The sequence below is a fragment of the Salinivibrio sp. ML290 genome (assembly GCF_001995695.1).
In the GTDB taxonomy this organism is placed as follows: domain Bacteria; phylum Pseudomonadota; class Gammaproteobacteria; order Enterobacterales; family Vibrionaceae; genus Salinivibrio; species Salinivibrio siamensis.
This window is the reverse complement of the sequence record NZ_MUEY01000013.1, coordinates 1-16,139: the sequence shown is the minus strand read 5'-3', so window position 1 is coordinate 16,139 and position 16,139 is coordinate 1. Positions and strand designations below refer to the sequence as shown.

Genomic DNA, 16,139 nt, shown 5'->3' with positions numbered 1-16,139 from the left:
TTGCCTCTGGTGTCATTTGCAGGACCCAAAGCGGGTATCCAGTGTTGGGGAGGCCTTCCCCTCGTTATTATCGTTTGGCTAGGCAGTTTTACTGCTCTGTGATGAGAGAAGTCGATGGTTGACAACAACCTCGCCTCGTCTTTTATTGTTGCTCGTGCCGGAAAAGGCCTAGCTATGATACGCTTAGCGCTATCTGCGCGCCACACGGCGTCTTAACCGTGATCACAAAAAGAAGAATGCAACCACAAAACGCCATGAAGCTCACTACCACGCCAATCGACTACGCCCCGGATCTTGCGTTGACCCTGTTTGATAAGATAGCTCATCAGCCCTGGGCAATGTTGCTCCACTCGGCCACACGGACGCATCCCGATAGTCGCTTCGATATCCTGGTCGCCGATCCCATCGCCACGGTGACCGCGCGCCACAACCAAGTGACCACACGTTATCCCGATGGGCACACCACCACTGATGATCACGATCCCTTTCACTGGGTCGCACAATTACAAGCACAGCTGTTACCGGCGGTTTCTGAAATCGCCCCCTGGCCGTTTGCCGGCGGTGCCCTTGGATATTTTGGTTATGACTTAGGGCGCTGTGTCGAAACCCTACCCACGCGGGCTAAAGACGAGCTCAATGTCCCTGACATGGCGGTTGGCCTCTACGACTGGGCAGTGGTGATTGATCATCACCAGCATCAAGCAGTGGTGATTGCCCCTGACAGCGATCAGCGTTGGCAATGGCTCACTCACCAGGTTGCACCGTCCCGTCCATCGTTTGCACTCACCGAACGCTGGCGCGCGAACATGACCGAGGCGCAATACCAGCAAAAATTTACCCAAGTGCAAGCCTATTTACATGCCGGTGATTGCTACCAAATCAACTTAGCTCAACGCTTTTCCGCCCACTATCAAGGGGATGAATGGCACGCCTATCGTAAACTGGCCACCCGCAATGGTGCCCCCTTCTCTGGCTTTATCCGCTTAGCAGACAGCGCCATCTTATCGGTCTCGCCCGAGCGCTTTCTCTCGCTACACAACCAACAGATTGAAACCAAACCTATCAAGGGCACGCGCCCTCGCTATACCGATCCGCAACAAGATGCAGACAGCGCTCAGGCACTGAAATCGGCAGAAAAAGATCGTGCTGAAAACTTGATGATTGTCGATTTGCTCAGGAACGATATTGGCCGAGTTGCCTCGCCAGGTTCGGTTTCTGTGCCTAAACTCTTTGATATAGAGAGCTTTCCTGCCGTGCACCATATGGTGAGTACGGTCACAGGTAGGCTCCCCGAAGACAAAACTGGCCTCGATCTGCTTCGCGCGGCGTTTCCCGGTGGCTCGATTACCGGGGCACCCAAAGTACGCGCAATGGAAATTATTGAAGAACTTGAGCCACACCGTCGCCATATTTATTGCGGCAGTTTTGCCTACCTAAGCCGCTGTGGTCGCATGGATTCAAGTATTACCATTCGCACCCTGGTCGGTCATCAAGGTCAACTGCACGTGTGGGCGGGCGGTGGCTTGGTTGCTGATAGCAAGGCAGATGCCGAGTACCAAGAGACGCTCGACAAAGTCAGCCACATTCTCCCCGTGCTGGCAGACGATGACAGCTTGGCAGCCCCTTTAACTGATTTAACGGAGTCACGATGACGCTAATCGCCGAAGAGCATGCTTATTTCACGCCTATCCGCTGTACGTTACGCGCGAAAGCCGCCTCTTGGTCTGCGTCCTCGACTCATCCTCAACCCATCAGTGACGCGCCAGGCCACCCCTTATCGCCCGCGGATGTCACCCGGGCTTTTTCGTTAACCCCGCTGGCGCGCCACGACAGTCGCATTTTAAACCGCGTTCGCCTCTCACCCAGGATATTGGGAGGTGCCGATTTTCAACCTGCCGCGGTATTAATTGGCTTAGTGCCACGTGAAAACGGGATTCAACTGGTGTTAACCCAGCGCGCGAGTCACCTAAAACATCATCCTGGCCAAGTCAGTTTCCCTGGCGGCAAGCGAGAGCCATCCGATAAAGATAATACCGACACCGCCACGCGGGAAATGTGGGAAGAAACCGGGATTCGCGTTGCCCCTGACGCGATTATTGGCCACCTGTGCCCGCTTCCCACCGTCACCGGCTACTACATTCATCCCGTCCTCGCGTGGGTAGCACCGGATTACCAACCTTATCTTGATGACAATGAAGTCGCTGCCTGCTTTGAAGTACCGTTAGATACCCTTTGCCGTCCCGGGCATATTCGCGAACAGTCTTTCCTACTGTATGGCCAGTGGCACCCTGTGTGTGCGTTTTATCACCAAGACAGACTGGTTTGGGGTGCCACTGCGCAATTACTTCGCGCATTAATCAGCCAGCTAACATTGTTTTCACCCTCGGGTAACCACTCGTCAACCCGCTCATAACCATGTGGTCAATAGGGACTTAGACGCACTTTGATGCATATTTATCCAACAAATATCTATACATCCATGCCTATATAGAAGCGCAATCCGCTCTCCGTTATTGATAGTCATCACATTTTGATGCAATAGTCTGCGCACTGCTTTTCATATAGCGATCTAGCTCTTGGTTTTCTCTGTGGAAATCGCCAGAATTCGCCTTCCCTGATTCCTGTTCCCTACAATGTGAGTAGTATTGTTATGCAAACAACCTCGACGACTGGTACCAGTGCAACGTCGCGCCCGCGCTGGACCAAACAAGATACAACCTGGGCGCTTTCCCTTTTTGGCACCGCGGTTGGCGCGGGTATTCTTTTCCTTCCGATCAACGCAGGCATGAGCGGCTTTTGGCCTCTCGTGGTCATGACCTTGCTTGTTGGCCCAATGACCTTCTTTGCCCACCGCGGCCTCTCTCGTTTTGTTTTATCTTCTAAAAATGCAGGCAGCGACATTACCGAAGTGGTTGAAGAGCACTTTGGTGTTGGCGCGGGCAAACTGATTACCTTGCTGTACTTCTTTGCAATCTATCCGATTGTGTTGATCTACGGCGTCGGGATCACCAACACCGTCGACTCCTTCTTGGTCAACCAGCTTGGCATGGCGTCGCCACCACGTGCGATCCTCTCGCTAGCGCTTATTCTCGGCATGATGTCGGTGATGCTACTGGGCGAAAAAATGATGCTGCGTGTCACTCAGTTTTTGGTCTATCCGCTGGTTGGTATTTTGGTCTTTATGTCCATCTACCTGATCCCAGAGTGGAACACCGCGGCGCTATCGCAAGTCCCGTCTGCCGGTGACTTTGCCATTACCCTTTGGATTTCGATTCCGGTACTGGTTTTTGCGTTTAACCACAGCCCGGCCATTTCGTCTTTCTCATTGGCACAGCGTCGTGACCATGGCGACGAAGCGGAATACAAGTCTGGTCAGATCCTGATGCGCTCGGCCGCCATGTTGGTCGGTTTCGTGATGCTGTTTGTCTTCTCTTGCGTGCTGTCCCTCACGCCAGCGGATTTGGCAGCGGCAAAAGCGGAAAACATCGCAATCCTTTCTTATTTGGCCAACAAGCATGAAAGCCCGTTCATTTCCTTCTTGGGTCCATTGGTGGCCTTTGTCGCGATTGTGTCCTCGTTCTTTGGTCACTACCTAGGCGCACGTGAAGGCCTGAACGGAATTGCCACCAAAGCGCTGCGCAGCATGGGTAAACCCGTTGATCGCAAAAAAATCGACGTGTTCACCGTGGTATTCATGATCCTGACCATTTGGTTAGTCGCCACCCTAAATCCAAGCATTTTGGGGATGATTGAATCACTTGGCGGCCCAATCATTGCCACCATCCTGTTTATTATGCCAATGTATGCCGTGAAAAACGTGCCAGCAATGCAGAAATATTCAGGTACAATCAGCAACGCCTTTGTTCTGATTATGGGGCTGGTGGCAATTTCCGCGATTACGTACAGCATGATCTCTTAATCACTAACGATTCTGAATCAGCCGTTTTGCTTAATCGAACACAGCGCGCGCAGCAGGCGCTATAGGACTGCTGCGTTGGGCTCTATGCCCACCGCATCCATCGATGTTTGCGGATAACAAGGAGCAGTGAAGGCTGCTCCTTTTCATTATGGCGAGCATGCGCTTGCCATCACAGTCAATACCATGGACGGATGGCGTAAACACTAAATCCATTGCCCTTAGGGCATTGACTGAGGTAGACACATGATCAGTGTTTTTGACATTTTTAAGATTGGCGTTGGCCCATCCAGTTCTCATACGGTTGGCCCAATGAAAGCGGGCAAGTGCTTTGTTGATGAGCTAACCGCCAGTCAGCGTTTAACCGACGTCGATCGCGTCACGGTTGACGTATACGGCTCATTGTCACTCACCGGTAAAGGCCATCACACCGACATCGCCACGATTATGGGCTTAGCAGGCAACAGCCCTGAAACCGTTGATATCGATTCGATTCCCAGCTTTATTAAGCGGGTAGAAGAGACAGAGCAATTGCCACTGGGTGAGCAACAGCACGCCGTCGCCTTCCCGCGTGATGGAGGGATGAACTTTCATACCTCTAACCTCTCACTGCACGAGAACGGCATGCAAATCCATGCCTGGCAAGGCGATGAGTGTGTACTGAGTAAAACCTATTACTCGATTGGCGGTGGCTTTATTGTTGAAGAAGCCGAATTTGGTCAGCCTGCCATGCAAGCGGTGCAAGTCCCTTACGACTTCAATAGCGCTGACGGCCTACTGGCACTCACCCAAGAAACCGGTTTTTCGATCAGCGGCTTGGTGATGGCCAACATGCGCAGCATGCACAGCCAGGACGAGATTGATACCTACTTCGCTGACATTTGGAAAACCATGCAGGCGTGTATGGCGCGCGGGATGGAAAACGAAGGCGTGTTACCTGGCCCGCTGCGTGTGCCGCGCCGTGCTGCCGCCTTGCGTCACCAATTAAAAACCAGCGAAAAATATAACATTGATCCCATGGCCGTGGTCGATTGGGTGAACATGTTTGCCTTTGCCGTTAACGAAGAAAACGCTGCCGGTGGCCGCGTGGTGACCGCGCCCACCAATGGCGCATGTGGCATTATTCCCGCGGTGCTGGCCTACTACGACAAATTTATCGAGCCGGTTGATAAGTCAATCTACACCCGGTTTTTTGCCGCCTCCGGCGCGATTGGTGGTTTGTACAAGCAAAACGCCTCTATCTCAGGTGCCGAAGTCGGTTGCCAAGGCGAAGTGGGCGTCGCCTGCTCTATGGCCGCCGCTGGCCTCGCTGAGCTGATGGGCGGTAGCCCGCACCAAGTTTGTATGGCGGCCGAAATCGCTATGGAGCACAACTTAGGCCTCACTTGTGACCCGGTTGCCGGGCAAGTACAGGTGCCTTGCATTGAGCGCAACGGCATTGCCGCGGTGAAATCCATTAATGCCTCACGCATGGCACTTCAGCGTTCGTCCGAGCCGCGTGTATCACTGGATAAAGTGATTGAAACCATGATGGAAACCGGCAAAGACATGAACGCCAAATACCGCGAAACCTCACAAGGTGGGTTGGCCGTGAAAGTGATGTGTTAATCCTTCACTGTCAGGCTTAATCGCGGATAAAAAAAGCTCGGCCTCTGATGGCCGAGCTTTTTTAGATCTCAACAATGTACCAGGCGTTTAGTATCAGACGTTTACGCCGTTTGCGGCGCTAGCGTTGCTTTTTGCTCACCAACGGGCAACACAGTACGGCCGTACTCTTCGTTAAGCACCTGCGCCATCGCGAAGTAAATCGCACTCAAGCCACACACAATGCCCTCAAAGCCTGCAATGGTGCCAATCAGTGCACTACCGGTAAAATCGCGCGCTGCCAGCAAGAAGAAAAGTACAGTCAAGCTAGCAAAGACAAACTGCTTAGCCAGGCAGTAACGGCGTGAACCGATGTACATAAAGCCGGTAAACACACCCCACATCACCAAGTACCAACCCATAAAGCCCGCTGGGCTCGGTTGAGCAATCCCCATTTCTGGCATGACGATTAGCCCTACTAGCGTCAGCCAAAACAGGCCATAAGAGGTAAATGCCGTGGTACCAAAGGTATTGCCCTTTTTGAATTCCATGATGCCGACAATCACTTGCGCCAAGCCACCATAAAAAATGCCCATCGCCAAGATCATGCTATCGATAGGGAAAAAACCCGCATTATGAATGTTCAATAATACCGTGGTCATTCCGAAACCCATCAACCCCAAAGGGGCAGGATTTGCCAGTTTGTTTTCCATCAGAGCCCTACTTCGTATAAAAACAATTTAATGTTGAAAATGAGCGCGGATAGTGTCAGATAAAAGTGATTATCACGCGCAAAAACGCGGCAATATTACGGTTTACAGGACAGATGTAAATAGGTTTTAGCGCCTAGAGGCAGGATTAGACAATAAATCCATCAAATCAGATAGCAAACTGGACAAACTGAGGCGATAAATAATAAAAAAGCAGCAAAACGCTGCTTTTTTATCCATCACGTTTAGGCGCTCTCTTAACGGGTGCTAAACCCTTTACTGTGCAGAAAATCTTTCATAAACGGACGCGCTTCTTTTTCTAGCGTGGCGGAGATCTGCTCGCTCCAACTCATGTCTTTATTGCCGCCCGTGCGCGTTTGATAATACTCGCGCACTTGGTTGTCATAGTCGCTTAGCGCCGCCTCATCGATGGCTTGATAGCTGTTTTCGTGCACCAAAAGCTGTGCAGGTAATTTAGGCTTGGTTTCTGGGTCTTGCGCCGGCACACCCAAGCACATACCAAACAAAGGCATCACGTGATTCGGCATCGCCAACAACTCGGCCACCTTTTCCGGCTGATTGCGTAAACCGCCGATATACACGCCACCAAGGCCCATCGATTCTGCTGCCACCATCGCATTTTGCGCCATAATCGCGCCATCAATCGCACCGATAAGCGTCTGCTCGGTAAAGCCCAATTTGGCATTAGGGTTGATTTGCTCGTGACGATGGAAGTCCGCACACCACACCAAAAACTCCGCACAATCGGCCACATACGCTTGGTTGCCTGCATATTCTGCCAATAAGCGTCGTTTTTCTTTGTCCGTCACACGAATAATGCTGGTGCACTGTAAGAAGCTTGAGCTGGATACCGCGCGCGCCGCATCAATAATCTGGGTTAATTGCTCGGGAGAAATGGCATCTTGAGTAAATTTGCGAATAGAGCGGTGAGAAAGAAGTGTCTCAATCGTTGGATTCATTGTGCTTCCTTATTTGACGTTGAGCCGTAAAAGCGGGACTTGATGGTTTTACACCTTTATACACATGGAAGCAATCATCCTGCTCTGGCGCTTTATGTCCCACTCACCCCACAAGCACGTGACCCCACGCACTGGCATGCCTTGACGCTTATCATCGGTTTTTCCTATTGGTGCGAGAGGGAAATTCATCTTTTCTAACGCGCGCCCATCAGGCATAGTAAGGACATTAACGCTAAAGGAGATGAATATGTTCGTCGTGATTTTTGGTCGCCCCGGCTGCCCATTCTGTGTTCGCGCTAAAGACCTCGCGGAAGAGCTAAAAACAAACCGTGACGATTTCAACTACCGTTATGTTGATATCCACGCAGAAGGTATCAGCAAAGCCGACCTAGAAAAAACCGTCGGCAAGCCAGTTGAAACCGTGCCACAAATCTTTGTTGACCAAGAGCACGTTGGCGGCTTTACCGAATTTGAAGCCTACGCCAAAGAAAACCTCGGCCTTTTCCAAGACTAATCTGCCGAGTGACCGATTTATAAAAACCAGCTCATTGGCTGGTTTTTTTGTGTTCTGTGTTCGTGACGACCTTGCACATATGCACCAATCAGCCCGTCATTGGTGATCAATAAAGCGGGTAATCGCGTTCATAATCAGCCTGTGCGCCTCTTCTCGGGATTGTTGCTCTGACGTTTGGCAAAGATGACCTTCCCCTTCCAACGATAATATCTGCACACCTTTTGCCGTACACCGACTAAAGGCACTAAAAATGGTGGTATGCGACGTTGTCATTAGCATCATATTCGGAATCGCGGCAATAGACTCAGCTACCTCCAGTTCCGGCAGCGCAGCATGACGGCCACGAATATCCATCAATTTCACGGGCACCTTGATGTCACCAAGGCTCTGTGCATCCAATGTTTTGGTTAATTCAGGATTAATCGCCACAATGGCTTTGACACGATCATCGTGATTGGTACGACTAAGCATGGACTCAGACACCTTGCTCAAATCCACCTGGTTTTTCTGGAGCCACTGACAATCAATATTCACTCCTTCCTGTGTGCAAGATTGCTTGTAAAGCGCCGGATCAAACTTCGCCCCCGCCAGTGACAGCATGGACGTGCCGCCCAAGAAAAAACCAACCCCATACACATGGTCAGTATCGATAGCCTGCTCAAACGGCGAGGTATTCATAAGATGCGTCAAACTGATTGATAGATCGCTCGGCCGCAACCACAACTCGCTTGGTGCCGACGCAACATTCGCGGCCGAAAACCCAAGTTGCTGCGGCACCACCACCATAAATCCCGCTTTGGCCAAACCGGACGCCACCCACCCCGCGTGGAAGGGCGCTGCACGCATGCCGCCATGTGCCAATAGCACAACAGGGTGTTTGCCCGACGCAACCGGCGCATTCCGGTTGGTTTTCGTCCCCACAAATACTTTGTTTTTGCCGAACTCAAAACTGGCTGAATCCAATGTGGTGGGATACCAAATATCTACCTCGATCGTCGATTCACGCTCGGGGTTAAACACCGTCTGTGAAGCCAAACCACTGGTTGTAAATTCCTTGGCACTCACAGTGAAGGACAATGCCAACCCAACCATTACCGTCAACCATCGTTTTATGTTCATCGCACGTCCTTACGCTGTGAGCCAGAAAAATAATAGGCCGGGGGATGCCCCATTGCCTTTTTAAACATGGCGATAAAATTACTTGGGGTCGCGTAGCCTAACGCAAAGGCCACATCGCCCACCCGTTCACCTTGCGCCAATAGTGCTAATGCGTGATTCAACTGCGCTTGGTTTCGCCATTGCACAAAAGTCAGGCCGGTTTCGGCCGGCATTAAACGTCGCAGTGTTCGGGCTGACAATGCCCCCACTTCAGCCCACTGCTCCGCAGTATTTTTGCTATCTGGGTGACGTAAAATCGCCTCGGCAACACGCACTAATCGCGGATCAATTGGCATGGGTAGATAAAGCGCTTCAGCCTCTGCGGTGCGGATTTCATCAATGATCACATCAGCAATGCGTCGGTTCTCCGCAGTGAGCTGCGCTTGATCCCATCCAGTGCTTCGTATCACCATCGACTCCAGCATTTGATTCAACCCGACCACTTGGGGTCGATTCGGCAACGACTGGCATAAGGCAGGTAAAAGTAACACCGAATAGCCGCTCACCGCATTACAAAAAAGCACGCTATGTTTCGCGTTGGGAGGGATCCAGCCAGCGCGAGACGGTGGCAACACCCATGTGCCCTCAGCCGTTTTTATCTGCACCAGCCCCGATTGCACACATAAAAGCTGCCCTCTATGGTGCCTGTGCCAGTGATACCGCTTTGTGTCTCTTTTACCAGTATCTGCCTCACGTGACCACGAACAGGTGATCAGCGCCGCGCCTGACGCTCTCTCACTTGTCTCCCAAACGCCCATACCGCTCTCCCTACTTGGCCATATTTCATTATTATTAGGCCAAAGCGCATTAACATGCCAATACAATAACACCCTACAGTGAAGTCTTGTGGTTAGCAAAAGAAAGGAACGGTCGATGATCGACGTAACATTCGCCATTTATTACGCGTTATTAGGGGTCGGTGTTGGCTTTATTGCCGGTTTAGTGGGTGTGGGAGGAGGTGGGTTAACGGTGCCAGCCTTTACCTTATTATTTGCCGCGCAAGGGATTGGCGACCAACACGTCGTCCATATGGCGCTCGGGAGCTCAATGGCCGCGATGGTGTTCACCACCTTCAGTAGTATGCGTGCCCATTATGCCAAAGGCCACGTCAATACATCGCTTGCCTTTAATATGGCGATAGGTGTGATGGCCGGCACCTTTATCGCCACCACCATAGCCGCGGCCGTCAACGGTGTGGCGCTCGCTCTCTTTTTTAGTCTGTTTATGCTTTATGTGGCTTACAAAATGTTCCAACCCAAACGCCCACAAGCCAACTTAACGCCACACAAACCGGCAGGCAATGTCGCGGTCGGTACACTGATTGGTACCATTTCTGCCCTCGTCTCAGTCAGCGGCGCCGGCATGATCGTCCCGTATTTAATTGGCCAAAACTTAGCAGTAAAAAACGCGGTTGGCACCTCGGCAGCGATTGGGTTTCCACTCGCCATTACGGGCACCTTGGGGTATTTGCTCAACGGCTGGGAAAACACTACACCAGAGCAACTCACATTTGGCTATATTTACCTTCCCGCGGTGGTGCTGTTCTCGCTCGCCAGTTACTTCTCAGCACCACTGGGTGTAGCCTGTGCCGCACGCTTGCCCGCCGATAAACTGAAAAAGACATTGGGCGTGTTATCCCTCTTGCTCAGCATCAAAATGCTCATGCATGTTTTGCAGGGCGGCTAGTTTAAGATATAGACAACCTCACCAATAATAGTCTTGGCCGAGGTCTACCCCCAATATCGACTATCCAACAGACGTTAGTTATTAGTATCATACCTCTGGCAAAACGCCGGAGGTGTTTTGAAAAACGGAAACTTTTAATTGCTACGAGCGAGCGTGGACGGTACTACTGCAAACGCCACAAACAGGAAACTCGTTGATTGTTTGCTTGGTAAAACTTTCACAAATACAACATTTATTAAACGCTTTATTAAAGCCAACTTTGAGTTTTGGGTTACTTGCTTTGAACTCCTCAAAGGTCGAAAACGTTACACTAGGTGCCGCATTCAGTGGCGCGAGCTGAGTTTTTATTTCAAAGACCTCACCATGTCCAAGATTTCGAACTAAAAACCCTGCTCCCATTGTTATCAATATCCACAGCGCAGGTGCTCGATATACAAATGCTAATAACGCCGCCATAGCTGCCCCAGACCAAATGAGGTATTTGGCTTTTTGTCGCTCGTTTATGACTGCTTTTGCTTGATCAAATTTTTCATCATCAGCATGTAAAAGGACCCCGCACTCACACGCAATAGCACTACCATTTTTCAATGTCGATACGTGGTCATGAGTCAAGTGGATGGCATCACCACAATTCGCGCACGACAGATAAAACTCACTTTTATTATCCATTTAAAAATTCCAACAAGATTTTTGACTAAAAAGCGAAAGCTTAGATCATACGCATCACGAGGATGAATGTATACAAACCCATACACGGAAAGTGAGTTAGTGGCTATATTGTTTTCTTATCGACTTGGATGTGCGAATTGCTAACCCAACAAAAAAGCCAGCTGTGTGCTGGCTTTATTCTTCTAGCCTCGGGGGCAAGGCATTAGCAATCGCAAACAGTGCCACTATTCATAATGGCTCCAGAGCCTGAGCACTTTCACCACTTGTTCATCCTCGAGGACTTGATAGACCAAGCGATGTTGAATATTAATACGGCGTGAATAGGCACCAGTGAGATCACCGACAAGCTTTTCAAACGGAGGAGGTTTACGGTAGGGATCGTCTTCAATCAGTGCTAACAGTTCTTGCGCTTTTGGTTTGAGGCCACTGGCGGCCAGCTTTTTGGCGTCTTTCTGGGCTTGTTTGGTGTAAACCAACTTCCATGTCACCAGTCCAACGCCTCATCGCATTCATCCGTCGGCGTGGCGATGCCTTCGCGAATTGACTCACGCATCCCTGGTACAGAAAGCAAATAGAGTGTTTCCTGAATCGCTGACCAATCTTCTTCTGAAATCAGCACCGCTTTGTTACGTTTGCCCGCAATAACAATGGGCTGATGTGATTCGGCGGTTTCATCAATGAGCCGATACAATTTGCTACGCGCTTCAGTGGCAGTGATCCCCGTCATAGCGCCTCTCCGGTGATTAAATTTTAAACAATTGTACGACATCGAGTACGTACGTCAAGACGAACGTACTCGTTAATATCCGCTCACTCAAGCCGCCGCGTTGGCCGCGACCTTTGCAAACACGGTTTCCAACACTGCTTTGGGCGGTTGCAATAAAAACACCTCGTGAACCAGCTGAGTTAATGCCTCGACGCTATCGATGCTTTTATCGGTAATAAGGTGCCCTGCCGCATCCCAGACCAAAAACTGCTGATTACGGATCAAATAGCGGTGTGAAGCGGTGATCAACGACACCACAAGGTTATTGACGAAAACCGCATCGGGGTGCTGATGAGAATATAAATGCGCCACTTCAAAGTCGGATTCTACCACACCATAAAGCTCAACCTCGTACAGTGTTAATGGCGGTTGCTCGGGCTCGTGTAATACCACCGTCACTACATCGCCATTGCGCGTGATTTGATAGGTATCGTGCCCGATATTGCAGGTGTTCTGGTTGATATTGAGTAACCCGCGCGGGGTTTTATTGCCAAAACCAACGTCCACCAGATAGGTCTCGCCATCGAGGTCAAGCACATTCATTCGGTGAGTACGGGGATTCGTAGGTTTACCATTAAGCATCACCCGCGCTAACACACTGCGCACCTCAAACCCCAAATGTTTAAGGGCAAGGTAGGCAATTTTATTGTGCTCAAAGCAATAGCCGCCTTGTTGGTTCACCACCAACCGTTCAAACAAAGCATCGGCCTGTAAAGAAAGCGACTGCCCTGCCAAGACATTAAGGCTAGAAAACGCATACCGCGCCAAGTGCTTTTCAATAAGCTCAGTGACCAGTGCCACGCCCTTCGCCTTACTCAACGCGAGGTGATGTAAATACTCTTCAATCATGGGTGCTGATGTCATCGTCGACTCCTTATGTGAATGGCACCAGATTAACCCCTCAAGTTAGGTTGAGGTAAAGCGTTAATCGGATGATAAGAGCGACTTTTCCATACGTAGCARTACCCATGACTCACCGCGAAATGAACGCATACCGCTTTCTCGAGAGGTGACCACAAACCCCAATGACTCATAGCACCGTTTAGCCGCGGTGTTGTGCTCAAACACCGCGAGCGATAACGCGTCAGCACGATATTCTGACGTGGCCAATTGGATAAGCTGGCAGAGCATTTGATTGGCGATGCCTTGGCCGCGAAACGGCTTAGCGATAAAAACACGACAAATACGAAAGTGATCCTCACTGGTTTTGACCAACTCTGCGTATCCCGCGCTCTCCCCCGAGACAGAAAACATAAAAGGCCACACGTCGGGTTGTGCGCAATGCTGGCTTATCTGGTGCGCGTTTAATGGAAAATCGAAGGTTGGGCCACCCCATTGGTAGTTTAATTCATCTGATTCGATCCAGTTTATCAATCGCTCATAGTCAGATTGAGTGAAGGCTCTGAGTGTCATTTATTGAGGTTCCGTACTCATGATTACGTCAGTAATAGCGCGACAATTTTCTTTATCAAAGGGCTGAGTCCCGCGCACCTAGCAATAACACGTTACTCTAGCGCCTTGTGTGTCACGACTCACGCAGGATTGCGGCTAAAGGCGGAACGTAGCAACCCTAATCCTGCCAGTGCAAAGATCCCAGATACGACGCGCTCAACCCAATGCGCCACCTTTTGGTAGACGTTCATCACGCCGTTGATTGAAAACAACAGAGAGTACATCCCATTCACCAAAAAGCCGACCAGCATACAAGTCAGCACCGCAGCGACAAGAAATAGTCCATCGCTGCTTGAGCCCATCCCAACCGACAAAGCCGCCATCCATGCCACCACGGTTTTAGGATTGGAGGAATTTAAAACCACGCCACGAACAAACCACTTTCGGTATCCCACTTCTTGGTTATCGTTTGTGGAGACCGTCGCGGCGGCGTTAAAGGATGATTTAAAAGAAAGGTAAGCCAGCCATAGAAGATAAACGCCACCCACGATTTTTAGCAGCATGAGTAAATATACCGACCCTTGTAGCACCACACCCAAGCCACTGGCGGCGACAATGCCCCAAAACAGCAGCCCAATGGAAAGCCCTGCACCGTAAACAAGGCTGACTTTTCGGCCCTTACTCATGGCGATGGTTGCGTTGGAGATGTTCGCCGGCCCCGGGGAGACCGCAACAACAAAAAATGCGAACCCTATTGAAACGAGTGATAAAACATCAGTCATCCTTGCTCCTTATTATCGATGTTGTGTTTGAAGTAGTTTTTCTTGTTTTAGATTTTAGAGAAGCTGTCGTACTCATATTCCTGAGTCTTTGACGGCTAGCTGCTAATACACCACGAGTGGTAGGTGTTACTTATTACCTGTACCAAGGTTACGTTTTTTCATATACGCCGCCAAGGCAATATCATTTGGATGCGTGCTGTCACTGAGTGCGGCGAACACGCCTGTTTGATCGTCCGATTTTCGATGTTGACCTAACTTTTCCTTTGCATGAATGTCGTCAACAACAATTTTAAAGCCCACGACTGACTGACGCAGTTTCGCTTGATAATCGCTTGGCATCGTTTCCGGTGCATCAAGCAGACCAGGTTCATACTTCGCCACAAGCTGCTTCATTGCCCATTCGTTTTCTTTGTCACTCAAAAGCTTTAAGACACCGTAACAATGCACAGCCGCATAATTCCATGTCGGCACAGCGGGTTTAGTCTTATACCACGATGGTGATATATACGAATGCGGTCCATTGAAGATAACCATAACACGCTGGTTTTCCGCTACTTTCCAGTGTGTATTCGCCTTGCCAAAGTGCCCATAAAGACAGCCTAACGCCCCTTCCTCTGCTTCATAGATTAACGGCAAGTGTGTTGCATTCAAATCGTTAGAAACGAGAAGGCCAAAGCCATAATCGGAAATGAACGCCTTAATTGCGTCTTCGCCAGTCATTTCCATATTCTTGGGTATGTGCATATGCTCCTTCTAGTATCAGTCAGCTTTATTCACGAGTGCGAACATGTTTTAAACTTTCAGGCACCGTACCGGATTCCCTGTGCGATGTGTCTCATCAATCACCTAACCACTTTCAACTTGAAGTCTAGTGACTATTGCGCTGTCTTTTTAACCGTTTTGTAGACTGGCATGCTGACCTCCTCAGATCGTCGATGCATGTCCAGTAAAACGGATCAAGTCTATTATGATATCTTGCGTATAAAAAAATCATGTCGATCATGTATATGGCTTTCTTTGAATGCCCCTTTTATCGCTTGACGCAAAAACACCTCTAAATCTTTCTGCGTCAATATCATGATTAATCCGGCATGATTCCTTGTGGCGACCTTTGAGACATGCCTTAGATATGATGACTTTATCTCATCCCCCCTAAAGACAACTATTCCGAACCGTCCAAAGGTATCATTCAAATAATATTGAATCTGATGAAAATCATCAGCTTTTAAATCCACATAGTTCTTGCACTCCCATACAATCTGAGTGGCCCCATATTTATTTCTAACCATCTCCCAGAACCCACCAGTAGCTCGATTTGACGCAACCCAATCCCTAATAGTTGTATTATCGATAGTCCTTTCTGAAGAATGGACATTGGTCAATGACCTAAAAAAGCAAAGCCTTATGATGCTGCCGACTATCTCTTCAAATTCTCTGGCGCCATCTCTTCCTACAGGCAACCTCTTTAATTGATTTAGCGAGTCTTCGAGCGTCATTTTATAATCATCTAGCTGAAGGCTTTCTGGAATTTCCTCTAATATTCCCTCATTTTTCAACATAGTCTCATCTTTGAGATCTGAAATAAGAACAGACCGCAAGTTTAATGCTTCGTGATATGTAGGGTGTACTTCAAAGATAGTGTTATTATCAAATGCAGGCTTTGCGTTTGAATCTTTTCCAGACTCTTTATATTGTGTTCGCTCTTTTCTTTTTATCCCCAAAAAACCTATGCTGTAAAATACATCGACAAACCGGTACGGGGTCGTGTGGTCGAATAGCCAGTCCACGGAAAACGCATGAACATCCGCGTCAAGAAAGGCTTCCTAACACGGTCGCCAAGTACTCTTGGTCCATCGCGCACATCATTCGCTTGCGTTGAATGCCAGCTTTGAAACTCTTCTCTTGCTTTAATAAATTCAAAACCATTTGCCTTATTCGTGCAAAAACTTCCGCTCGGTCATCGACTCTTATTCGGCAAACAT

Annotated in this window: 18 protein-coding genes and 1 pseudogene; 6 read left to right on the top strand and 13 right to left on the bottom strand. The window is 49.5% G+C overall.

Features of this window, described 5'->3' with window-relative positions; genetic code table 11:
- Positions 1-254 precede the first annotated feature (254 nt).
- The 4 genes from pabB to BZG23_RS12040 all read left to right on the top strand — a co-directional run bounded on the left by pabB (position 255) and on the right by BZG23_RS12040 (position 5,524).
- Positions 255-1,652 carry an aminodeoxychorismate synthase component 1 gene (gene pabB, locus BZG23_RS12055; RefSeq protein ID WP_077607107.1) on the top strand — a complete coding sequence of 466 codons (1,398 nt, stop codon included), beginning with the start codon at positions 255-257 and terminating at the stop codon, positions 1,650-1,652.
- Positions 1,649-2,413: an NUDIX hydrolase gene (locus tag BZG23_RS12050; RefSeq protein ID WP_077607077.1), complete on the top strand. Its 765-nt coding sequence runs from the start codon at positions 1,649-1,651 to the stop codon at positions 2,411-2,413. The genes pabB and BZG23_RS12050 overlap by 4 nt, the downstream gene beginning before the upstream one ends.
- A gap of 237 nt (positions 2,414-2,650) precedes the next feature.
- Positions 2,651-3,919, top strand: a complete 1,269-nt coding sequence (locus BZG23_RS12045) for a serine/threonine transporter (protein WP_046073120.1) — start codon at positions 2,651-2,653, stop codon at positions 3,917-3,919.
- Between the two features lie 243 nt (positions 3,920-4,162).
- Positions 4,163-5,524 carry an L-serine ammonia-lyase gene (locus BZG23_RS12040; RefSeq protein ID WP_046073119.1) on the top strand — a complete coding sequence of 454 codons (1,362 nt, stop codon included), beginning with the start codon at positions 4,163-4,165 and terminating at the stop codon, positions 5,522-5,524.
- Between the two features lie 101 nt (positions 5,525-5,625).
- On the opposite strand, the gene BZG23_RS12035 is transcribed toward BZG23_RS12040, so the two are convergent.
- Both BZG23_RS12035 and nfsA read right to left on the bottom strand, forming a co-directional pair.
- Positions 5,626-6,213 carry an acetate uptake transporter gene (locus tag BZG23_RS12035; protein WP_046073118.1) on the bottom strand — a complete coding sequence of 196 codons (588 nt, stop codon included), beginning with the start codon at positions 6,211-6,213 and terminating at the stop codon, positions 5,626-5,628.
- Between the two features lie 254 nt (positions 6,214-6,467).
- Positions 6,468-7,190 (bottom strand): oxygen-insensitive NADPH nitroreductase, encoded by a 723-nt coding sequence (gene nfsA / locus BZG23_RS12030; RefSeq protein ID WP_046073117.1) that lies wholly within the window; start codon positions 7,188-7,190, stop codon positions 6,468-6,470.
- Between the two features lie 247 nt (positions 7,191-7,437).
- Here nfsA and BZG23_RS12025 point away from each other — a divergent pair, with 247 nt between their 5' ends.
- Positions 7,438-7,704 (top strand): GrxA family glutaredoxin, encoded by a 267-nt coding sequence (locus tag BZG23_RS12025; protein WP_077577726.1) that lies wholly within the window; start codon positions 7,438-7,440, stop codon positions 7,702-7,704.
- Between the two features lie 96 nt (positions 7,705-7,800).
- On the opposite strand, the gene BZG23_RS12020 is transcribed toward BZG23_RS12025, so the two are convergent.
- Together BZG23_RS12020 and BZG23_RS12015 are read right to left on the bottom strand one after the other, a co-directional pair.
- Positions 7,801-8,823 (bottom strand): alpha/beta hydrolase family protein, encoded by a 1,023-nt coding sequence (locus BZG23_RS12020; protein WP_077607076.1) that lies wholly within the window; start codon positions 8,821-8,823, stop codon positions 7,801-7,803.
- Positions 8,820-9,482 carry an AraC family transcriptional regulator gene (locus BZG23_RS12015; RefSeq protein ID WP_241837216.1) on the bottom strand — a complete coding sequence of 221 codons (663 nt, stop codon included), beginning with the start codon at positions 9,480-9,482 and terminating at the stop codon, positions 8,820-8,822. Before BZG23_RS12015 ends, BZG23_RS12020 begins: the two co-directional genes overlap by 4 nt.
- Before the next feature lie 253 nt (positions 9,483-9,735).
- Here BZG23_RS12015 and BZG23_RS12010 point away from each other — a divergent pair, with 253 nt between their 5' ends.
- Positions 9,736-10,548: a sulfite exporter TauE/SafE family protein gene (locus BZG23_RS12010; protein ID WP_077607074.1), complete on the top strand. Its 813-nt coding sequence runs from the start codon at positions 9,736-9,738 to the stop codon at positions 10,546-10,548.
- Positions 10,549-10,689: 141 nt separating this feature from the next.
- On the opposite strand, the gene BZG23_RS12005 is transcribed toward BZG23_RS12010, so the two are convergent.
- The 9 genes and pseudogenes from BZG23_RS12005 to BZG23_RS16500 all read right to left on the bottom strand — a co-directional run.
- Complete coding sequence (locus tag BZG23_RS12005) at positions 10,690-11,217, bottom strand: hypothetical protein (protein WP_077607073.1); 528 nt, start codon at positions 11,215-11,217, stop codon at positions 10,690-10,692.
- Between the two features lie 224 nt (positions 11,218-11,441).
- Positions 11,442-11,705 carry a Txe/YoeB family addiction module toxin gene (locus BZG23_RS12000; protein ID WP_077607072.1) on the bottom strand — a complete coding sequence of 88 codons (264 nt, stop codon included), beginning with the start codon at positions 11,703-11,705 and terminating at the stop codon, positions 11,442-11,444.
- Complete coding sequence (locus BZG23_RS11995; RefSeq protein ID WP_077577721.1) at positions 11,702-11,944, bottom strand: type II toxin-antitoxin system Phd/YefM family antitoxin; 243 nt, start codon at positions 11,942-11,944, stop codon at positions 11,702-11,704. Before BZG23_RS11995 ends, BZG23_RS12000 begins: the two co-directional genes overlap by 4 nt.
- Before the next feature lie 87 nt (positions 11,945-12,031).
- Entirely contained in the window at positions 12,032-12,847 is an 816-nt protein-coding gene (locus BZG23_RS11990) for an arylamine N-acetyltransferase family protein (protein ID WP_077607071.1), read from the bottom strand.
- Positions 12,848-12,907: 60 nt separating this feature from the next.
- A complete protein-coding gene (locus BZG23_RS11985; protein ID WP_077607070.1) occupies positions 12,908-13,396 on the bottom strand; it encodes a GNAT family N-acetyltransferase in 489 nt (162 codons plus the stop codon).
- 119 nt (positions 13,397-13,515) lie between these two features.
- The gene (locus BZG23_RS11980) at positions 13,516-14,157 is read right to left on the bottom strand and encodes a LysE family translocator (protein ID WP_077577718.1); all 642 of its coding nucleotides are present in this window, start codon (positions 14,155-14,157) and stop codon (positions 13,516-13,518) included.
- Positions 14,158-14,283: 126 nt separating this feature from the next.
- Positions 14,284-14,901, bottom strand: coding sequence for an FMN-binding negative transcriptional regulator (locus BZG23_RS11975; protein WP_077607069.1), 618 nt, complete (start codon positions 14,899-14,901; stop codon positions 14,284-14,286).
- Between the two features lie 221 nt (positions 14,902-15,122).
- Positions 15,123-15,944, bottom strand: a complete 822-nt coding sequence (locus BZG23_RS11970) for a hypothetical protein (protein ID WP_077607068.1) — start codon at positions 15,942-15,944, stop codon at positions 15,123-15,125.
- Positions 15,945-15,966: 22 nt separating this feature from the next.
- Positions 15,967-16,139 (bottom strand): annotated as a pseudogene (locus BZG23_RS16500) (ISAs1 family transposase); the annotation flags it as partial.